At 65.9% G+C, this 15,015-nt stretch carries 17 protein-coding genes; 5 read left to right on the top strand and 12 right to left on the bottom strand.

Annotated elements, in window-relative coordinates; all coding sequences use genetic code 11:
• Positions 1 to 10 precede the first annotated feature (10 nt).
• The 12 genes from F2P46_RS01525 to F2P46_RS01470 all read right to left on the bottom strand — a co-directional run bounded on the left by F2P46_RS01525 (position 11) and on the right by F2P46_RS01470 (position 11,584).
• Positions 11 to 676, bottom strand: a complete 666-nt coding sequence (locus tag F2P46_RS01525; RefSeq protein WP_166884564.1) for an urease accessory protein UreF — start codon at positions 674 to 676, stop codon at positions 11 to 13.
• A complete protein-coding gene (gene ureE / locus F2P46_RS01520; RefSeq protein WP_166884562.1) occupies positions 673 to 1,185 on the bottom strand; it encodes an urease accessory protein UreE in 513 nt (170 codons plus the stop codon). Before ureE ends, F2P46_RS01525 begins: the two co-directional genes overlap by 4 nt.
• A 12-nt stretch (positions 1,186 to 1,197) precedes the next feature.
• Positions 1,198 to 2,898 (bottom strand): urease subunit alpha, encoded by a 1,701-nt coding sequence (ureC, locus tag F2P46_RS01515; protein WP_166884561.1) that lies wholly within the window; start codon positions 2,896 to 2,898, stop codon positions 1,198 to 1,200.
• Between the two features lies 1 nt (position 2,899).
• A complete protein-coding gene (locus F2P46_RS01510; protein WP_166884725.1) occupies positions 2,900 to 3,223 on the bottom strand; it encodes an urease subunit beta in 324 nt (107 codons plus the stop codon).
• Between the two features lie 13 nt (positions 3,224 to 3,236).
• The gene (locus tag F2P46_RS01505) at positions 3,237 to 3,539 is read right to left on the bottom strand and encodes an urease subunit gamma (RefSeq protein ID WP_054262719.1); all 303 of its coding nucleotides are present in this window, start codon (positions 3,537 to 3,539) and stop codon (positions 3,237 to 3,239) included.
• An 18-nt stretch (positions 3,540 to 3,557) separates the two neighbouring features.
• A complete protein-coding gene (locus tag F2P46_RS01500; RefSeq protein WP_166884559.1) occupies positions 3,558 to 4,397 on the bottom strand; it encodes an urease accessory protein UreD in 840 nt (279 codons plus the stop codon).
• 112 nt (positions 4,398 to 4,509) lie between these two features.
• Positions 4,510 to 6,282, bottom strand: a complete 1,773-nt coding sequence (locus tag F2P46_RS01495) for a DUF1302 family protein (RefSeq protein ID WP_229508935.1) — start codon at positions 6,280 to 6,282, stop codon at positions 4,510 to 4,512.
• Between the two features lie 100 nt (positions 6,283 to 6,382).
• A complete protein-coding gene (locus F2P46_RS01490) occupies positions 6,383 to 6,970 on the bottom strand; it encodes a DinB family protein (RefSeq protein ID WP_166884555.1) in 588 nt (195 codons plus the stop codon).
• Positions 6,971 to 6,997: 27 nt separating this feature from the next.
• Positions 6,998 to 7,699: a 2OG-Fe(II) oxygenase gene (locus F2P46_RS01485; protein ID WP_166884553.1), complete on the bottom strand. Its 702-nt coding sequence runs from the start codon at positions 7,697 to 7,699 to the stop codon at positions 6,998 to 7,000.
• A 72-nt stretch (positions 7,700 to 7,771) separates the two neighbouring features.
• Positions 7,772 to 8,443, bottom strand: a complete 672-nt coding sequence (locus tag F2P46_RS01480; RefSeq protein ID WP_166884551.1) for a phytanoyl-CoA dioxygenase family protein — start codon at positions 8,441 to 8,443, stop codon at positions 7,772 to 7,774.
• Entirely contained in the window at positions 8,440 to 10,074 is a 1,635-nt protein-coding gene (locus F2P46_RS01475; RefSeq protein ID WP_166884723.1) for a SulP family inorganic anion transporter, read from the bottom strand. Before F2P46_RS01475 ends, F2P46_RS01480 begins: the two co-directional genes overlap by 4 nt.
• Positions 10,075 to 10,147: 73 nt before the next feature.
• Positions 10,148 to 11,584: a diguanylate cyclase gene (locus tag F2P46_RS01470; RefSeq protein ID WP_166884550.1), complete on the bottom strand. Its 1,437-nt coding sequence runs from the start codon at positions 11,582 to 11,584 to the stop codon at positions 10,148 to 10,150.
• 186 nt (positions 11,585 to 11,770) lie between these two features.
• Between F2P46_RS01470 and F2P46_RS01465 the strand changes: the two genes are divergently transcribed.
• The 5 genes from F2P46_RS01465 to F2P46_RS01445 all read left to right on the top strand — a co-directional run bounded on the left by F2P46_RS01465 (position 11,771) and on the right by F2P46_RS01445 (position 15,004).
• Entirely contained in the window at positions 11,771 to 12,766 is a 996-nt protein-coding gene (locus F2P46_RS01465; RefSeq protein ID WP_229508933.1) for an SDR family oxidoreductase, read from the top strand.
• A gap of 14 nt (positions 12,767 to 12,780) precedes the next feature.
• Positions 12,781 to 13,761 carry a Ku protein gene (locus tag F2P46_RS01460; RefSeq protein ID WP_166884548.1) on the top strand — a complete coding sequence of 327 codons (981 nt, stop codon included), beginning with the start codon at positions 12,781 to 12,783 and terminating at the stop codon, positions 13,759 to 13,761.
• Positions 13,762 to 13,776: 15 nt separating this feature from the next.
• Positions 13,777 to 14,013, top strand: a complete 237-nt coding sequence (locus F2P46_RS01455) for a hypothetical protein (RefSeq protein WP_166884546.1) — start codon at positions 13,777 to 13,779, stop codon at positions 14,011 to 14,013.
• Positions 14,014 to 14,225: 212 nt separating this feature from the next.
• Positions 14,226 to 14,576, top strand: coding sequence for a hypothetical protein (locus F2P46_RS01450; RefSeq protein ID WP_166884545.1), 351 nt, complete (start codon positions 14,226 to 14,228; stop codon positions 14,574 to 14,576).
• Positions 14,577 to 14,650: 74 nt separating this feature from the next.
• Positions 14,651 to 15,004 (top strand): hypothetical protein, encoded by a 354-nt coding sequence (locus F2P46_RS01445; protein WP_166884543.1) that lies wholly within the window; start codon positions 14,651 to 14,653, stop codon positions 15,002 to 15,004.
• Positions 15,005 to 15,015: the final 11 nt, after the last annotated feature.

Here is a 15,015-nt window from a genome sequence, read left to right as displayed (position 1 = left end):
TCCTTGTTAATCATGATCGGTACAACCTGCCGTGCTGCGCCTCGTGACGCATCGACAGCATGGACAGGCCGGGCGACCAGTTCGACATCTCCTCGTCGTCCAGCGTTTGCGCGCGCCGCGCCGCTTGTTCGATGTTTGCGCGCAGCGACAGCAGCATGCGCTGGCCCGCCACCTGCCCCAGCGGCACCGACTTGACGCACACCAGCACCTGGTTTTCAATCCAGGAGAACAGCATCGCCAGCAGCGCTTCCTCGTGCGGTATGCCAAGGGCGTCGACCGCGCAGGCAAAGGCGGTCGGCAGCGCCACCTCGGGGCCGAGCGAGGCCACGTCGGCCACGCCCAGCTCCGCGATCAGGCGCGTGAGCGAGTAGCCCATCTGGATGGTCTCGGCGCGGAACTCGGCACTATCGCGCGAGGCCAGGAAACGCTCGCTCCACAAGGCCACCGAGGCGTCGTCATGCGCCTCGAAGGCCTTGAGCAGCCGCCAGAACAGCGGCGCATCCCACTGCGCCACCACCTCGTCCAGGTGGCGCGCGATCCAGGCGCGGGCGCTGTCGGCGTCCGTCACCAGGCCCGCCTCGAACGCCGCTTCCAGCCCTTGCGAATAGCTGTAGCCGCCGATCGGCAGCGCCGGGCTGGCAAACTGCAGCAGGTGCAGCAGCGCGCTGGCGTTCATGCCGACGCCGGGTCGCCCGGCCGGTGTATCTTCTGGCGCAGCGGCACGGGCGCGAGCAGATGGCCATCGTGGCCGTGGCTGTGCCCTCCACCCGAATACGCCCCCGCTTCCGGCGCGAACGGCGCGCTCTCTTGTTCCACGCGCGCGCCCAGGCCCTCCACCATCTCCTTGAGCACCGGATCGACCCGGATGCGCAAGAAGCCCTCGCCGATCTGGGCCTGCGTATGCCGGTTCCCCAAATGAAAAGCGCAGCGCGCCATGATCAGGGGCGTGCCGCAACGGACCACGTAGGTCGGTTCGCTGGCGGCGATAACGCGCACCACGCGCCCTTCGGCGCCCGTGAGCAGCTCGCCGTCGCACAGCACCGTGCCGCGCACCATGAACAGCGCCACCTCCTCGCCGGACGCCATGCGCGCGCGCAGGCGGCACTTTTCGCGCTGGTCGTAGGCCAGCACCAGTTCATCGTCGACGCGCTCGGCGTGCGTCAGCTTGGTATGCAATGTCATCATCGCGGGACTCTCTTAGAACAGGAAATAGCGCTGCGCCATCGGCAGCACCAGCGCCGCCTCGCACACCAGCAACTGGCCGTCGGCGCGCACTTCGTAGGTTTCGGGATCGACTTCCATGCGGGGCGTGGCGCCGTTGTGGATCATGTCGCGCTTGCGCAGGTGGCGCATGCCGTGCACGGGAATCAGCGTCTTGTTCAAGCCCAGTTGCCGGCCGATACCCGCATCAAACGCCGCTTGCGAGACGAAAGTGAACGACTTCTTCAGGCCGCCACCAAAGGCGCCGAACATCATGCGGTAGTGGACCGGCTGCGGCGTCGGGATCGACGCATTCGGGTCGCCCATCTGCGCCGCCGCGATCATGCCGCCTTTGAGAATGATCGACGGCTTCACGCCGAAAAACGCCGGCTTCCACAGCACGATATCGGCGATCTTGCCCACTTCCAGCGAGCCGACCGCGTGCGAGACGCCATGCGTGATGGCCGGGTTGATGGTGTATTTGGCGATGTAGCGCTTGACGCGAAAGTTATCGTTGCGCGCCGTGTCGGGTGCGAGCGGGCCGCGCTGCTGCTTCATCTTGTGGGCGCTCTGCCAGGTGCGCATGATCACTTCGCCCACGCGGCCCATGGCTTGCGAGTCGGACGACATCATCGAGATCGCGCCCAGGTCATGCAAGATATCCTCGGCGGCGATGGTCTCGCGCCGGATGCGCGACTCGGCGAAGGCCACGTCTTCGGCAATGGCCGGGTCGAGGTGATGGCACACCATCAGCATGTCGAGATGCTCGTCGAGCGTGTTGACGGTAAAGGGCCGGGTCGGATTGGTCGACGACGGCAGCACGTTGTCCTGGCCGACGGCGGCGATGATGTCGGGCGCATGGCCGCCGCCCGCCCCTTCGGTATGGAAGGTGTGGATGGTGCGATCCTTGAAGGCGTCCAGCGTGCTTTCCAAAAAGCCGCCTTCGTTGAGGGTATCGGAATGCAGCGCCACCTGCACGTCCATGTGCTCGGCCACCGCCAGGCAGTTGTCGATGGCGGCCGGGGTGCTGCCCCAGTCTTCGTGGAGTTTGAGGCCGATCGCGCCGGCCAGCACCTGTTCCTCCAGAGGCCCCGGCAGGCTGACGTTGCCCTTGCCCATGAAGCCCAGGTTCATCGGAAAGGCGTCGGCCGCGCCGAGCATCGCGTGCAGGTGCCACGGTCCCGGCGTGCAGGTGGTGGCCGCGGTGCCGGTCGCGGGACCGGTGCCGCCGCCGATCATGGTGGTGATGCCGCTCATGAGCGCTTCTTCGATCTGCTGCGGGCAGATGAAATGGATGTGGGTATCGACCCCGCCGGCGGTGACGATCATGCCTTCGCCGGCGATGATTTCGGTGGCGCCGCCGATGGCCATCGTCACGCCTGGCTGCACGTCCGGGTTGCCGGCCTTGCCGATGGCGGCGATCAGGCCGTTCTTGAGGCCGATATCGGCCTTGACGATGCCCCAGTGGTCGACGATGACGGCGTTGGTGATGACGGTATCCATGACATCGGCGTGCAGCCGCTGCGACTGGCCCATGCCGTCGCGGATGGTCTTACCGCCGCCGAACTTGACTTCCTCGCCATGGATGGCGAAGTCGCGTTCGATCTCGATGAACAGGTCGGTATCGGCAAGGCGCAGTCGGTCGCCCGTGGTGGGGCCGAACATGTCGGCGTAGGCGCGGCGGCTGATCGAGGGCATCTCAATCTCCCCGGTGCGATGGCAGTTCGCCCATCACCAGGCCGTTAAAGCCGAACACCATCCGGTCGCCACCGAGCGCGACCAGTTCCACGGTGCGCCGCTGGCCCGGCTCGAAGCGCACCGCGGTGCCGGAAGCGATATTGAGCCGCATGCCGATTGCCGCACTGCGCGCGAAGTGCAGCGCGGTATTGACCTCGAAGAAGTGAAAGTGCGAGCCGACCTGGATTGGCCGGTCGCCGCTGTTGGCCACCACCACGGTGCGGGTGGCGCGGCCGGCGTTCAGTTCAATGTCGCCATCGGCAAGCAGGTATTGGCCAGGTATCATGCTCATCTCGCTCTCAGGGAATGGGGTTGTGGACGGTCACGAGCTTGCTGCCGTCCGGGAAAGTCGCCTCGACCTGGATATCGGGGATCATCTCGGCGATGCCGTCCATGACGTCGGCGCGCGTCAATATCGCGGCGCCTTCGGACATCAGCTGCGCCACCGTCTTGCCGTCGCGCGCGCCCTCCATGATGGCCGCGCTGATCAACGCCACGGCTTCCGGATAATTGAGTTTGAGGCCACGCGCCATGCGCCGTTCGGCCAGCAAGGCGGCGGTGAAGATCAGCAGTTTGTCTTTTTCGCGCGGGGTCAGGTCCATGGATTGTCGTCTCTCTTTTCAGGTGTTCCAGATGCGCGGCAGCGGCGCGGCGCACCCGAGCAGGTGCGGGCGCAACATCTGCCACACCCCGAACATGGCGCGACGCGCGCTTTCGCTGTCCTCGCCCAGGTAACGTGCAACAAAAACCGACTTGACCTGGGTGACGCCGAGCGACGGATCGAGCGCGCGCATGGCGTCGATCAGCGCGGCGCCGGCCGGCCGGCCCACGCCGACCAGGGTCGCGCACACGCTCGCGCCGTTCAGCCCAAGAGGGCTGTGCATGTGCGCGCCGCCGCCGCGCAGCGCGCCCTGCTCCCACCACAGCAGCTTGCCGCCACGGCGGATCTGCGTGTGCTGGGTGATGACGCCGCTGTCGAAAATCTCGCCCGAGGCGCGCCGGCCCAGGCACAGGATGTCGCAGCCGATGTAGCTGGCATCGAGCGCCAACTCGACCCGTTGTTCGAGCGCCACATGGGCGCCATTGAAGAAGATGGCTTCCTGCGGCATCCATTCGACGGCCGCGCCGGCCCCGGCGTCGATCGTCACATCCTGGCGCGAGACCTTGCCGTTGGCCCGGTACCACTTGGCGGCGCCGGGCGAGGTCAGGAACGCATGCGTGGCCCCCCCGGCGGACACGCTCACCGACAGCCGGTCGCCGCCCACCACGCCACCGGGCGGATGGACGATGATCGCGTGGCAGATACGCGCACCTTCCGGATACAGCGGCTTTTGCACCCGCAGCGGCCCGCTGTGGATGCGCTCCATCAGCCGCGTGGTGCCGGCATCGTCGGCGAAGCGCAGCCTCAGGCTCGCTTGCCATGCAGTGTGGGTCGGTTCGGTCGGGTGGCAATCTCGCATACCTTTGCAGGAGCAGGATGCGTGCCAGCGCACGCGGCACGTTCATGGTGCGGCGCGCCCACAGCGGGTGATCAGGCGCACCGCCACGGCGCGCACGCACTACTTTGGTGCGCTAGAACTTGACGCCCATCGACACCGCCAGCACGTCGCGGTCCACCTGCGTGTTGTAGATGCCGCCCCACACCGGCACATAGACCACTTCGGCGACATAACGCTTCAGGTATTCCATGCGCACGCCCATGTTCATGGTGCGCCGGCCTTCGTTGAGAATGAAGTCGTGCGACCAGCCCTTCACGTCGTGCTGCAATTGCGCCCATGCGTGCAGGTTCAGTCCCGGCCCCACCTGCGCCATGCGCGCGTCCATCCGAATGCGATAAGCATAGGCGGCCGGGCTCACATAGCCATCGGCGCTGCACTGGCGGGCGGCGTCGGTGGTGGTGACGGCGCAGGTTCCGTTGACTGGGCCGTTGCCATACTGGTCGGCGCGGCCGTAGCGCCGCACGGCGGGATCGGGCAATCCGGCGACCCGCTTGAGAACCACTTCGCCCAGGGTACTGAGGGCGACGCCGCCGATGCGCGGCCAATCCCGCTGCACGCCCGCTTGCAGCTGGAAGGTGCGGTAACGGTCGTAGGTGTGATACAGCGCGCCGGGCGCCAGCGCATCGACGTCCTTGCGCAGCAGCGATGGAAACGCCGGATTGAGCAAAGCCGGCAAGGTGCCGCCGGGAGGCAGTTGCAAGGGCTGGTTGGCGCGGTAGGCCAGCTCGCCGAACAGGCTCCCGTGCGCACGCCGGTGCGCCACGGTCAGCGCCGTCATGGCGATGTCGCCCACGTACTCGGTAAAGTAGCGCATATTCTTGCCATCCGGGTCGCCCGCGATCAGGCCCATGCCGGCGCGCTGCGCCTTGCGCACGCCCGGCAGCGGGGTGCGGCTGGTGTAGCGCGCATGATACAGGCCGACATCGATCGCCAGCGGCGCCGAGGTCCACGTCAGCGCCGCGCCGTACTGGCCATGGTCGTGCGGGACGGGATTGTCCATGCGCTTTACATAAGCGCCACGCGCCAGGCGCACCCGGTCGCTCACGGGCATCGGCCCGGCGAAAGCCTGGTTGCATCCTTGCGCCACGTAGTCGGTGCCCGACCAGAAGGTGCCGCACAGGTCCAGCGCGGACGGACGGAAGTGGGTCTGGTAAAAGCCCTCGACCCCGAATCCGCCGGCAGCCTGCGCGCGCGCGAACAGCATCGGCGCCGGTACCAGCGTTTCCTGCGGCACGGCGTCGGCACGCCGGCGCGCCGGGAAGTCGACTGCGTTGAGCGCAGCCAGGCCGCCCGGAAAGCCGCTGCGCTCCCCCCACGAGAGCGACTGCTGTCCGAAGCGCGTCAGCACGCGCACGTCGTCGACTTGGGTGTTGTGCGCAATGAACGCATCGCCCAGCGCCACGCCCGAAAAACGCGCCAGCCGCGCGCCGCCGGCATCGCCCAGCGGCTGGCCGGCGACGTAGCCGTTGATGCTGTTGCCCCACGCGTGCGCATGGTCGCTCAGGGCGAAGTCGTGCCACGCCTTGATGCGTACCAGCGCGCTGACATTGGCTTCAAAAGCGGCCAGCTCCACATAGCCTTTGAGCGCGCGCGTGACGGCGTCGCCGCGCCGGAAATTCAGGTTGGCGTCATCGCTGTTCTGGCCCGCGCTGGCAAGGCCGGACAATCCAAGCGCTTGCGCATTGTATGCAACGAGCATATGCGGGGCCGATGCCTCGGTACGGAAGCTGGCGCCGAAACTGAGCCGCCCGCTCACTTGCGTCTCCAGCCCGCACGCCGGCGCCGCGCTCGCCAAAGCGGCGACCGTGAAAGCGACGTGAACGTGCCGACGCCCGGTGCAATGCATGTTTGGCCTGTGGTAGGTTACGGTAAGCCGTCAGTGGCCGGTTTTTACTTTTGGCTACAACTCAAATTTACCACGCGCTACGAGCGCTTGTCACGCGTACTTACACACCCCACACATCGGCCTCGGTAAAGCCAAGTTCCGCGAAATCCTGCGCCCGGTCTTCGGCTTCGCCACGGCTGTAGAATTCATCGAGCTGCGGCGGTTCGACGGCCGTCCCGGCGAGCATCGCGTGGACCTGGCCACGGTGGTGGACCTGGTGCTGGAACAGATGCGCCAACAGGCGAGCGGGCGTGTCGAGCATGAGCCCGTGGTCACGCAGGATGCCGACGTCGCGCGCGAGCGTGCCCTCGTCGAGCCGGCGGCAGTAGGCGATCAGGCGCTGGTCGCTCAACTTTTGCGCGGCCCGCAAATCGGCGCACGCGGCGAATGGCTCTTCCGGCTCGAAGAAGGCGGCGCAATAGTCGGGATGCGGTGCGTCCCCACGCGCCGCCCGCTCCATGGCGTCGATGTAGAACCAGTCGACCGTCAGGTTGTGATTCAGGGTCTCTTTGATCGACGGGAAAAAACTGGTGCGCGTGGCGAGTTCGAATTCTTCCTGCGACAGCTCGGCGCATGCGCGCAACAGGCGGTGATTGGCCCAGGCGTTGTTGTAGGCCTGGGCGATCAGGTAGCGAAGAAATTGGTTCATGGTGTCAGTCGGTGAAAGTGAAGCCGGTCAGGCCGGTGGGCCATACAGCGCCTCGGCGCGCTGGAACAGTATCCACGACGTGGCGATGTATTTGTCGCCGCTGCGCGCCACATGGCCTTTGTGCGAATGGGTGAAGCCGGCCGGCGCGATGATCAAGCGGCCCTGGCGTGCCTCGATTTTGCGCCGCTGGTAGTAGAACTCCGTCTCGCCGCCGTCGTCCACGTCGTTCAGGTAGAACTGGAACAGCAGCGCGCGGTGCAGGCTCTCGCAACTGGCGTTCTGCGGATAGATCTCGGAATGCCAGTGATGATAGCCGCCGCTGGCCTGCACGTACTTTTGCACGTTGACCTGGCCGGCGCGGTACATCATGCGCATCAGCTCATCGATGTGGGCGGTGCCGCACTCGTCGAAATTCTCCGGCGACAGCACCACCGGCTCGCCGGTGCCGGGGTGAATCACCTGCGGCGACAGCGCGCCGATGAGCATCATGCGGTATTTGTCCATGTAGGCGCACAGGTGCTCGCGCACGGCCTGCATCATGATGGCCGCCACGTCCTGCCATTCTTCGTGGGCCGAGATGGTCAGGTCGTAGCTGTCTTTCTTGCTGGTGTCGACGCCGTTGCCGGTCTTGCCGCGCACGACCTTGTCGCTGGCGTCGAAGCGCGCCATGACGGCGGCGCACTGCTCGCCGGTCAGCGCGTTCTCGTAAATCTCGATGAAGTCGTCCATCGTCGGTCCCCGGATCTGTTTTTTATAATATCGGCATAGTACACAAGGCGCGTCGCGGGGTCACTAGCCGGCTTACAGCGCGACGTTCCATGCAAGGCCGTGCGGAAGCACGCGCGGGCCGAACACAAAGTGCAGCACGCGGCGCCGGCCGTGCCCGAGCGCCTTGGACGACGCATGCAGCAGCAGCGGGCGCATCACCAGCGTGCCGCCCACGCCGGCAAGGCACGCCACCGGCGGCGTGGCGGCGCGCGCGGCGGCGGCATCAGGCCGTGCAAGCACGCCGGCGCGGTGCGATCCCGGCACCACCAGCAGCGGCCCGTCGTCAAGGCCGCATGGGTCGAGGTGCACGCGCACGGCCACCAATGTGTCGAGCAGCGCCGGCGGCGCCTGCACGAACAGCGTGCCTTCCTTGACCGACCAGCCGCGCAACACAGGCGCATCGACGCGCGCCGCCACCGGTATGCTCAGGTCCTGGTGCAGCGGCACCAGCCAGTTGCGGTCCGCCGATTTTTCAAAGTAGGTGCACTGCACCGCGACCGCGTCCGGATCAAGCAAGGACGCCAGCGCGGGATCGGCGCGCAGCCGCCGGGCCAGGTCGGCGCACCACGGCTGCGCCAGCAGGCAGCGCGTGCCGCCCGACGCGGCGGCAGCCGGCTGCGCCAGCTGCGCAAGGCGCGCGCAGTCGGCTGCCGGCAGCACCTCGGGCACGAGCGCGTAGCCCAGTTGCCCGAAGCGCGCCTTCATTTGGCGGCCAGCGCGTCCGACGCCATCGCCGCGCTCAAAAAGATCTGGCCATGAAGGACGCCCGGCAGCTCGCTCGCTTTCAGCCGGTCCATCACCGGCCCCTTGACCTCGGCCAGGTGCAGGCCAATGCCGCGCCGGCGCAGCGCCAGATTAAGTTCGCCCAACCCGAACAGGGCCGACGTATCGATCGAGCTGACCGCCGTCATGACCAATACCAGGTGGCGGGCGGCCGGATGCAGCGCCAGTTCGTCTTCGATACGCGCGTTGACCGCTTCCACATTGCCGAAAAAGAGATTGGCGTCGATGCGCAGCATTAGCACATCGGGCACGGTGCCGGCCGGGTAGCGTTCGATATTCCTGAAATGCTCGGTGCCGGGGATCCGCCCCAGCACCGCGATATGCGGACGACTGGCGCGCCAGATGAGGGTGCCGAGCGAGAGCAGCACGCCGAGAATGACGCCGTAGTCGATGCCCAGCGCGATCACGCCGCCGGCGGTCGCCAGCAGGGCCAGCGCGTCGCCGCGGTCGTAGCGCCAGGCGGTGCGCAGGGTGTCCAGCTCCAGCATGCCCAGTACCGCCACGATGATGGTGGCCGCCAGCGCGGGCAGCGGCAGCAGCGCCAGCCATCCGGTCGGCGCGACCAGCGCCAGTGCCAGCAGCGCGCCGGTGATGATGCTCGCCAGCGGCGTGTTGGCGCCGGCCGCGAAGTTCACGCCGGAGCGCGACAGGCTGCCGGTGACCGGCAAGCCGCCAGTGAGCGCGCTGCCGATATTGGCCACGCCCAGGCCGACCAGCTCCATATTACTTTGCAGTTTTTCCTGGCGCTTGAGCGCGAGCGTTTGCGCGGCCGACATCCCCAGCAAGAAAATCATGAAGCCGATCAGCAGCGCCGGTTGCACCAGCGCGCGCCAGTGGGCGCCGGAGGTGGCCAGGTTCAGGCCGGGCAAGCCGGAAGGGACCTCGCCGGTGCTCTGCACGCCCAGCGCCGGCAAGTCGACCAGGCTCGATAGCAACATGGCGCCCAGCACCACCAGCATGGGCGCGAGGCGTGCGCCGATGTCGGCCACGTTGGCAGCCAGGCCAGCGCGGCGCAGCAGCGGCGCCAGGTAGCGTTTGGCCAGCAGCAGCACGACGATGGCGCCGCCGCCAAGCAGTGCGCTGGGCATGTGCACCTGCGGCAGAGCGCCGCCGGCGAGCACCTTCACCTGGCCGATGGCGATGACGACGGCCGCGCCAATGGTGAAGCCGCTCATCACGGGACGCGAAAAGAAATTGGCCACGTAGCCGAGCCGCAGCAAGCCGCACAGCAGCAGCACGGCGCCGGAAGCGAGGGCCAGTTGGGCGGCCAGCACGATGTACAGGCCGGAACCGGGAGCGGCCAGCGGCGCCAGGGCGGCGGCCGTCATGAGCGAGATGATCGCCATCGGCCCGACCGACTGGGTCATGCTCGATCCGAAGATCGCGTACAGAATGGGAGGGAGGATGCTGGCGTAGATGCCGGCCACCGGCGGCAAGCCGGCCACCAGGGCGTAGGCCATCCCCTGGGGGATCATCATGAGGGCGACGACGATGCCGGCGCTGATATCACCGGGCAGCGACGCGCGCCGGTAGTTTCTTACCCATTGCAGCATGCCCACTTGATCTGTTTATCCTTTTGCCGGTGATGGCGGATTATACAGTAGCCGCCTGCCGGCGCTGCGGCGCCTACGACATCGCCAGCTCCACGCAATTGCGCCCCGCGCGCTTGGCCCGGCTCAGGGCCGCATCGACCCGCAGCATCAGCGAGTCCGCGCTTTCCTGGTCGGCCAGCTGCGCCACGCCCAGCGAAATGGTCAGCCTGTCGCAGCCGGCGATATCGGTCTGCGCCACCGCCACCCGGATCTTTTCGGCGATTTTCAGCGCATCGATGGCGCTGGTATGCGGCACGATAATCAGGAACTCCTCGCCGCCCGAGCGGATCAGCACATCGCTGGTGCGCAGCGCGGCCTGGGTTACTGCGGCCACCGTGCGCAGCGCCGCGTCGCCCACCGGATGGCCGAACTGGTCGTTGATGGCCTTGAAACGGTCGATGTCGAACCCGATCAGCGCCGCCGGCACCTTGTACCTGCGGGCGCGCTTGATTTCCAGTTCGAGCAGGTGCTCGCCGTGGCGCCGGTTGGCCACGCCCGTGAGCGCGTCGACCGTGGCCATGTGCGTCACGCGCCCCAGCAAGGCTTCGTTCTCGCGGCTGACCGCCGCCATGCGCAAGCCAAAACCGGCCAGTTGCGCGAGCGTCACGAAGGAATCGAGTTCCTCGGTGCTGAACTGGCGCGCGCGGCCGAACATCAGGCACAGCGAGCCGGCCAGCGCACTGCCCGGCGCGGAACCGAGCGGCAGCCCGACCACCATGTCGACGCCCTTGTCGACCAGCGAGAGCGCCAGTTCCGGTTCGCCCGCCTTGGCCGGCGCGTCGAGCAGGCACATTTCGTTGCTGCAGGCGGCCACAAGGCCCGGGAAAGCGTGCCGCAGCGGCGACTGCAGCAGCCTGTCGCTGCGGTGAAGCACGCGCGCCAGGTTCAGGCCCGTGGGCGAATACTGCGCTTCGAGCTGCAGGTCGCCCGGCACGTCCATGCGAAACAGCGACGCGTGCACCGCGCCGGAAACGTCGCACAGGGCCACACAAATCTGTTCGGCCACGGTGGCCAGGTCGTCGACATCGACCAGCGCCTGCTGCAAGCGCGTGCGCAAGGCGAGCAGCGCGCGCAGGTCGTCCGCATGCGTGACGCTCGCCTCGGGCGCCTGCAACTGGGCGCCGATGGCGGCGCGTAACTCGCCCTCGTCGAGCGGCGTGATGGCGTAAGCGAGCGGGCCAAACTTCATCAGCGCGGGCAGCCAGCCGGCGCTTGAAAACGGGCACAGGATCAGCACCGGCGCCCCGGCGCGGCGCGCGATCAGTTCACCGAGGGCGTCGAGATCGAAGCTGCGATCGAACCGCTCGAGATCGATAATCAACAGGTCGACCCGCTCCTGGCCAAGCAGCACGGTGGCCTGCTCGCTGCCGTCGGCGATGAACAGGCGCGCGAACATGTCGGCATACATACCCTGGAAATCGACTCGACGCTGTCCTACCGGATTCAGAAAAAGTCCAATCTGCTGCGCCATCGAATCTCCTTGAGCACTAAAGTATGCGGCATAAATACGCAGTGGCAACACACCTTGCGTCCATCCTGTTCACAGTTTGCCATAAAGCACCAACTCAGCAAACACCAACACGTGCGCAGTGTGCGCGGGCGCACCGTCATCATGCCAGCACGGTCCGATACTGCCTGCTCCAGAGGAGGAAGCACCATGCCAAATACAGATGAGAACGAAATGAATTCGCAGGTCGAAGCGGTCGCCGACAAGCAGCGCGCGATCCAGAGCAGGCAGGATCAGAAAGACGCCTCGGGCGGCAAGGAAGAAAGCAAGCAAGCGGTACAAACGGGCGGCCCGGCGCAGCCGGCGCCGCCGCTGCCGTCGCAGCACCTGGTCAAACCGGGCATCGAAGCGTCGATGGAGCTCAAACCGCGCTTCATGGCCGAAGGCTACAAGGGCAGCGGCAAGCTGCAGGGGCAAACCGCGATCATCACCGGCGGCGACTCCGGCATCGGACGCGCGGTGGCCGTGCTGTTCGCGCGCGAAGGCGCCGACGTGGCCATCTTTTACCTGAACGAACATGAAGACGCCGACGAAACGAAGCGCTGCATCGAAGCTGAAGGCCGGCGCTGCATCACGGTGGCGGGCGACGTCAAGGACATGGCGTTCTGCCAGGAGGCGGTGGACAAGGTGGTGGCCGAATTCGGGCGCCTCGATGTGCTGGTCAATAACGCCGCCTTCCAGGAGCACGCCGCATCGCTGCTGGACCTGACCGAAGAGCGCTTCGACGAAACCATGCGCACGAATATATACGGTTACTTCCACATGGCCAAAGCCGCCCTGCCCTACCTCAAGCGCGGCGCGGCGATCATCAACACCGGCTCGGTGACCGGGCTGCAGGGCTCGGGCAAGCTGCTCGACTACTCGGCCACCAAGGGCGCGATCCACGCGTTCACGATGTCGCTGGCCTCGAACCTGCTCGATCAGGGCATCCGCGTGAACGCGATTGCGCCAGGCCCGGTCTGGACCCCGCTCAACCCGGCCGACCAGTCGCCCGAGAAGATCGCCAAGTTCGGGCAGGACACCGACATGCGCCGTCCGGCCCAACCGGAAGAGCTCTCGCCGGCGTACGTGTTCCTGGCCTCGTCGGTATGTTCGGGCTACATCACAGGCATCGTATTGCCGGTCACCGGCAGCGTGGGCGGATAAGGAAAGGACCGGCTATGGGACGCAGTCTGTGGAAAGGCGCAATCAGCTTCGGGCTGGTGCATATTCCGGTCGAGATGCATCCGGCCGTGAGCGACAACGCGCTTGACTTGACCATGCTCGACCGGCGCGATTTCTCGCCGGTCGGCTTCAAGCGCTACAACAAGGGCAACAACAAGGAAGTCGTCTGGGACGACATCGTCAAGGGCTACGAGTACAGCGACGGCGAATACGTCGTGTTGTCCGAGGAAGACCTGCGCCGCGCCAATCCCGAGGCCACCGGCACCATCGACATCCTCGCTTTCATCGACGCCGAGACGGTGCCGCTGCTGTATTACGAGCAGCCCTACTATCTGGCGCCCGGCAAGGGCGGCGATAAAGTCTATGCGCTGCTGCGCGAGACCTTGAAAAAAGTGGGCAAGATCGGCATCGCCACGGTGGTCATCCGCGTCAAGCAGCACCTTGCGGCGCTGGTGTGCGAAGGCGACACGATCGTGCTCAACACGCTGCGCTACAGCGACGAGATCCGTCCCACCGATGAACTCAAGATCCCGACCGCCAGGTCGAAAACCGCCGCCATCTCCGACAAGGAGCTGAAAATGGCGATGGCGCTGGTCGAGGGCATGAGCGAGGACTGGAAGCCGGAGCAGTACCACGACACCTATCGCGAAGACATCCTCGCGCTGGTTGCGAAGAAGGTCAAGGCCAAACAGACCAAGACCATCACCATGCCGGACAAGGAAAAGGCGCCGGCTGCCAAAAGTAACGTCATCGACCTGGTGGCGCTGCTCCAGCAAAGCCTGGGCAAGAAGCCCGGCAAGGCCAGTGCCCCCGTCGAAGAGAGCGAGGACGAGGAAGAAGCGCCAGCGGCCAAACCGCGCAAGGCTGCTTCAAAAACCCCGAGCCGCGCCAAGGCGCCGGCCAAAGTCGCGACCAAAGCCGCCGCCAAGCCAGCGGCCAAAGCCAAGGCGGCGCCGGCCCGGCGCAAGGCCGCGTGACCTGACAGGAGCCGCATGGACGATATATTTGCTTTACTCGAGTGGCCGGCGATGGCGATCAGCCTGGCCGCCGCGTGGTGGATGGGTTCGAAAAAGGCCGGCAAGCGCATCGTCGCCTTCTGGATGCTCATCGTCGGCAACCTGATGTGGATCGCGTGGGGCTGGGGCGAAGCCGCCTGGGCGCTCATTGCGCTCAACGTCGGCCTGCTGGCCCTGAACGTGCGCGGCATCCGCAAGAACGAGGATGGCTGACCAGGACCGGCCAGCGATCAACATGCCATAATGGTAAGCATTCCGCAGCAAGGCTGCCAGTTCTTACCGGACGTTTGCATGAAATTTGCCTCTTCATCTGTCGCGCGAGACGGCTGAACCAGCGGACGAGTCGTAAAAATGTGCGGGGCCTGACTGCTTGATAGACCTATTTTCATGTGATAATGTCAACATCTACTTCACAGGACATCACCATGAAATTCGCTACCGTTGCAGCGGCCGCCCTTCTCGCACTGGGCACCGGTGCCGCCTGCGCCGAGGTCACCGAGCAAGACGCCATCCAGGCGCAAGTGGCCGGGGCCATGGCCTCGGGCGACTACGCCACCGCCAAGTGCCCCAACCTCACCGTCGACAAAGAGCGCCTGGCCGAACAGATCAAAAAATCCGGCAAAACGGCGGAACAACTGCGCGCGAGCGAAAACTACGCTGAGCAGCGCGATGTCATCAAGACCATCGCCGCCACCGACAAGGCCCTCATGCTGTGCGTTTTGCTGCCACAGGCGCACGGCGGATATGGCCGCGGCATCGTCGTCGAAAAAGAATAGCCGTGAACTCATCGCGCTTCAGACATCACGCGCCTGACAGGCCGGCAAATTCATGAATCGCCTGAAAGGCAGCCATGGCCAAGAGTAATCTGACGCGTCACGCGGACGGCGCCGCAGTCAGTGTGCTGTTCCTGTTGTCGCTGCTCTTCCTGGGCATGATCGTCGGCGAAGTTGCCCTGATCGCGCTCTATCTTTTATGGCCGACAGGCCTCATCGCCGCAGCGCTGGTCTGGTATCTGACCTTGTCCGGCATGCCCTTGCCGAGCAAGATTCTTCGTCTCTGCCTGTACCTGCTTTTCTGCGTCCTGACAGTGCTCACCATCTTGTTCACCCCCACCAAAGAGGGGAACATCACTCTCAAGGCCGCCGCCTTCCCGGTCCTGGGAATGCTGATCTTCGCCGCGCGCTTCCCCGCGCCAAAGAAGTGAATTAATAAAAA

The sequence above is a fragment of the Massilia sp. CCM 8734 genome (assembly GCF_011682155.1).
Classification (GTDB): domain Bacteria; phylum Pseudomonadota; class Gammaproteobacteria; order Burkholderiales; family Burkholderiaceae_D; genus Telluria_A; species Telluria_A rubra.
Note: the sequence above shows the minus strand (reverse complement) of the source record. Positions and strands in the feature narration are given on the sequence as shown.

What these genes read in the sequence shown, in the direction of transcription:
- F2P46_RS01525 (WP_166884564.1), bottom strand. Translation starts at nt 676, where the DNA reads ATGAACGCCAGCGCGCTGCTGCACCTGCTGCAGTTTGCCAGCCCGGCG.
- ureE (WP_166884562.1), bottom strand. Translation starts at nt 1,185, where the DNA reads ATGATGACATTGCATACCAAGCTGACGCACGCCGAGCGCGTCGACGAT.
- ureC (WP_166884561.1), bottom strand. Translation starts at nt 2,898, where the DNA reads ATGCCCTCGATCAGCCGCCGCGCCTACGCCGACATGTTCGGCCCCACC.
- F2P46_RS01510 (WP_166884725.1), bottom strand. Translation starts at nt 3,223, where the DNA reads ATGATACCTGGCCAATACCTGCTTGCCGATGGCGACATTGAACTGAAC.
- F2P46_RS01505 (WP_054262719.1), bottom strand. Translation starts at nt 3,539, where the DNA reads ATGGACCTGACCCCGCGCGAAAAAGACAAACTGCTGATCTTCACCGCC.
- F2P46_RS01500 (WP_166884559.1), bottom strand. Translation starts at nt 4,397, where the DNA reads ATGCGAGATTGCCACCCGACCGAACCGACCCACACTGCATGGCAAGCG.
- F2P46_RS01495 (WP_229508935.1), bottom strand. Translation starts at nt 6,282, where the DNA reads ATGCATTGCACCGGGCGTCGGCACGTTCACGTCGCTTTCACGGTCGCC.
- F2P46_RS01490 (WP_166884555.1), bottom strand. Translation starts at nt 6,970, where the DNA reads ATGAACCAATTTCTTCGCTACCTGATCGCCCAGGCCTACAACAACGCC.
- F2P46_RS01485 (WP_166884553.1), bottom strand. Translation starts at nt 7,699, where the DNA reads ATGGACGACTTCATCGAGATTTACGAGAACGCGCTGACCGGCGAGCAG.
- F2P46_RS01480 (WP_166884551.1), bottom strand. Translation starts at nt 8,443, where the DNA reads ATGAAGGCGCGCTTCGGGCAACTGGGCTACGCGCTCGTGCCCGAGGTG.
- F2P46_RS01475 (WP_166884723.1), bottom strand. Translation starts at nt 10,074, where the DNA reads ATGCTGCAATGGGTAAGAAACTACCGGCGCGCGTCGCTGCCCGGTGAT.
- F2P46_RS01470 (WP_166884550.1), bottom strand. Translation starts at nt 11,584, where the DNA reads ATGGCGCAGCAGATTGGACTTTTTCTGAATCCGGTAGGACAGCGTCGA.
- F2P46_RS01465 (WP_229508933.1), top strand. Translation starts at nt 11,771, where the DNA reads ATGCCAAATACAGATGAGAACGAAATGAATTCGCAGGTCGAAGCGGTC.
- F2P46_RS01460 (WP_166884548.1), top strand. Translation starts at nt 12,781, where the DNA reads ATGGGACGCAGTCTGTGGAAAGGCGCAATCAGCTTCGGGCTGGTGCAT.
- F2P46_RS01455 (WP_166884546.1), top strand. Translation starts at nt 13,777, where the DNA reads ATGGACGATATATTTGCTTTACTCGAGTGGCCGGCGATGGCGATCAGC.
- F2P46_RS01450 (WP_166884545.1), top strand. Translation starts at nt 14,226, where the DNA reads ATGAAATTCGCTACCGTTGCAGCGGCCGCCCTTCTCGCACTGGGCACC.
- F2P46_RS01445 (WP_166884543.1), top strand. Translation starts at nt 14,651, where the DNA reads ATGGCCAAGAGTAATCTGACGCGTCACGCGGACGGCGCCGCAGTCAGT.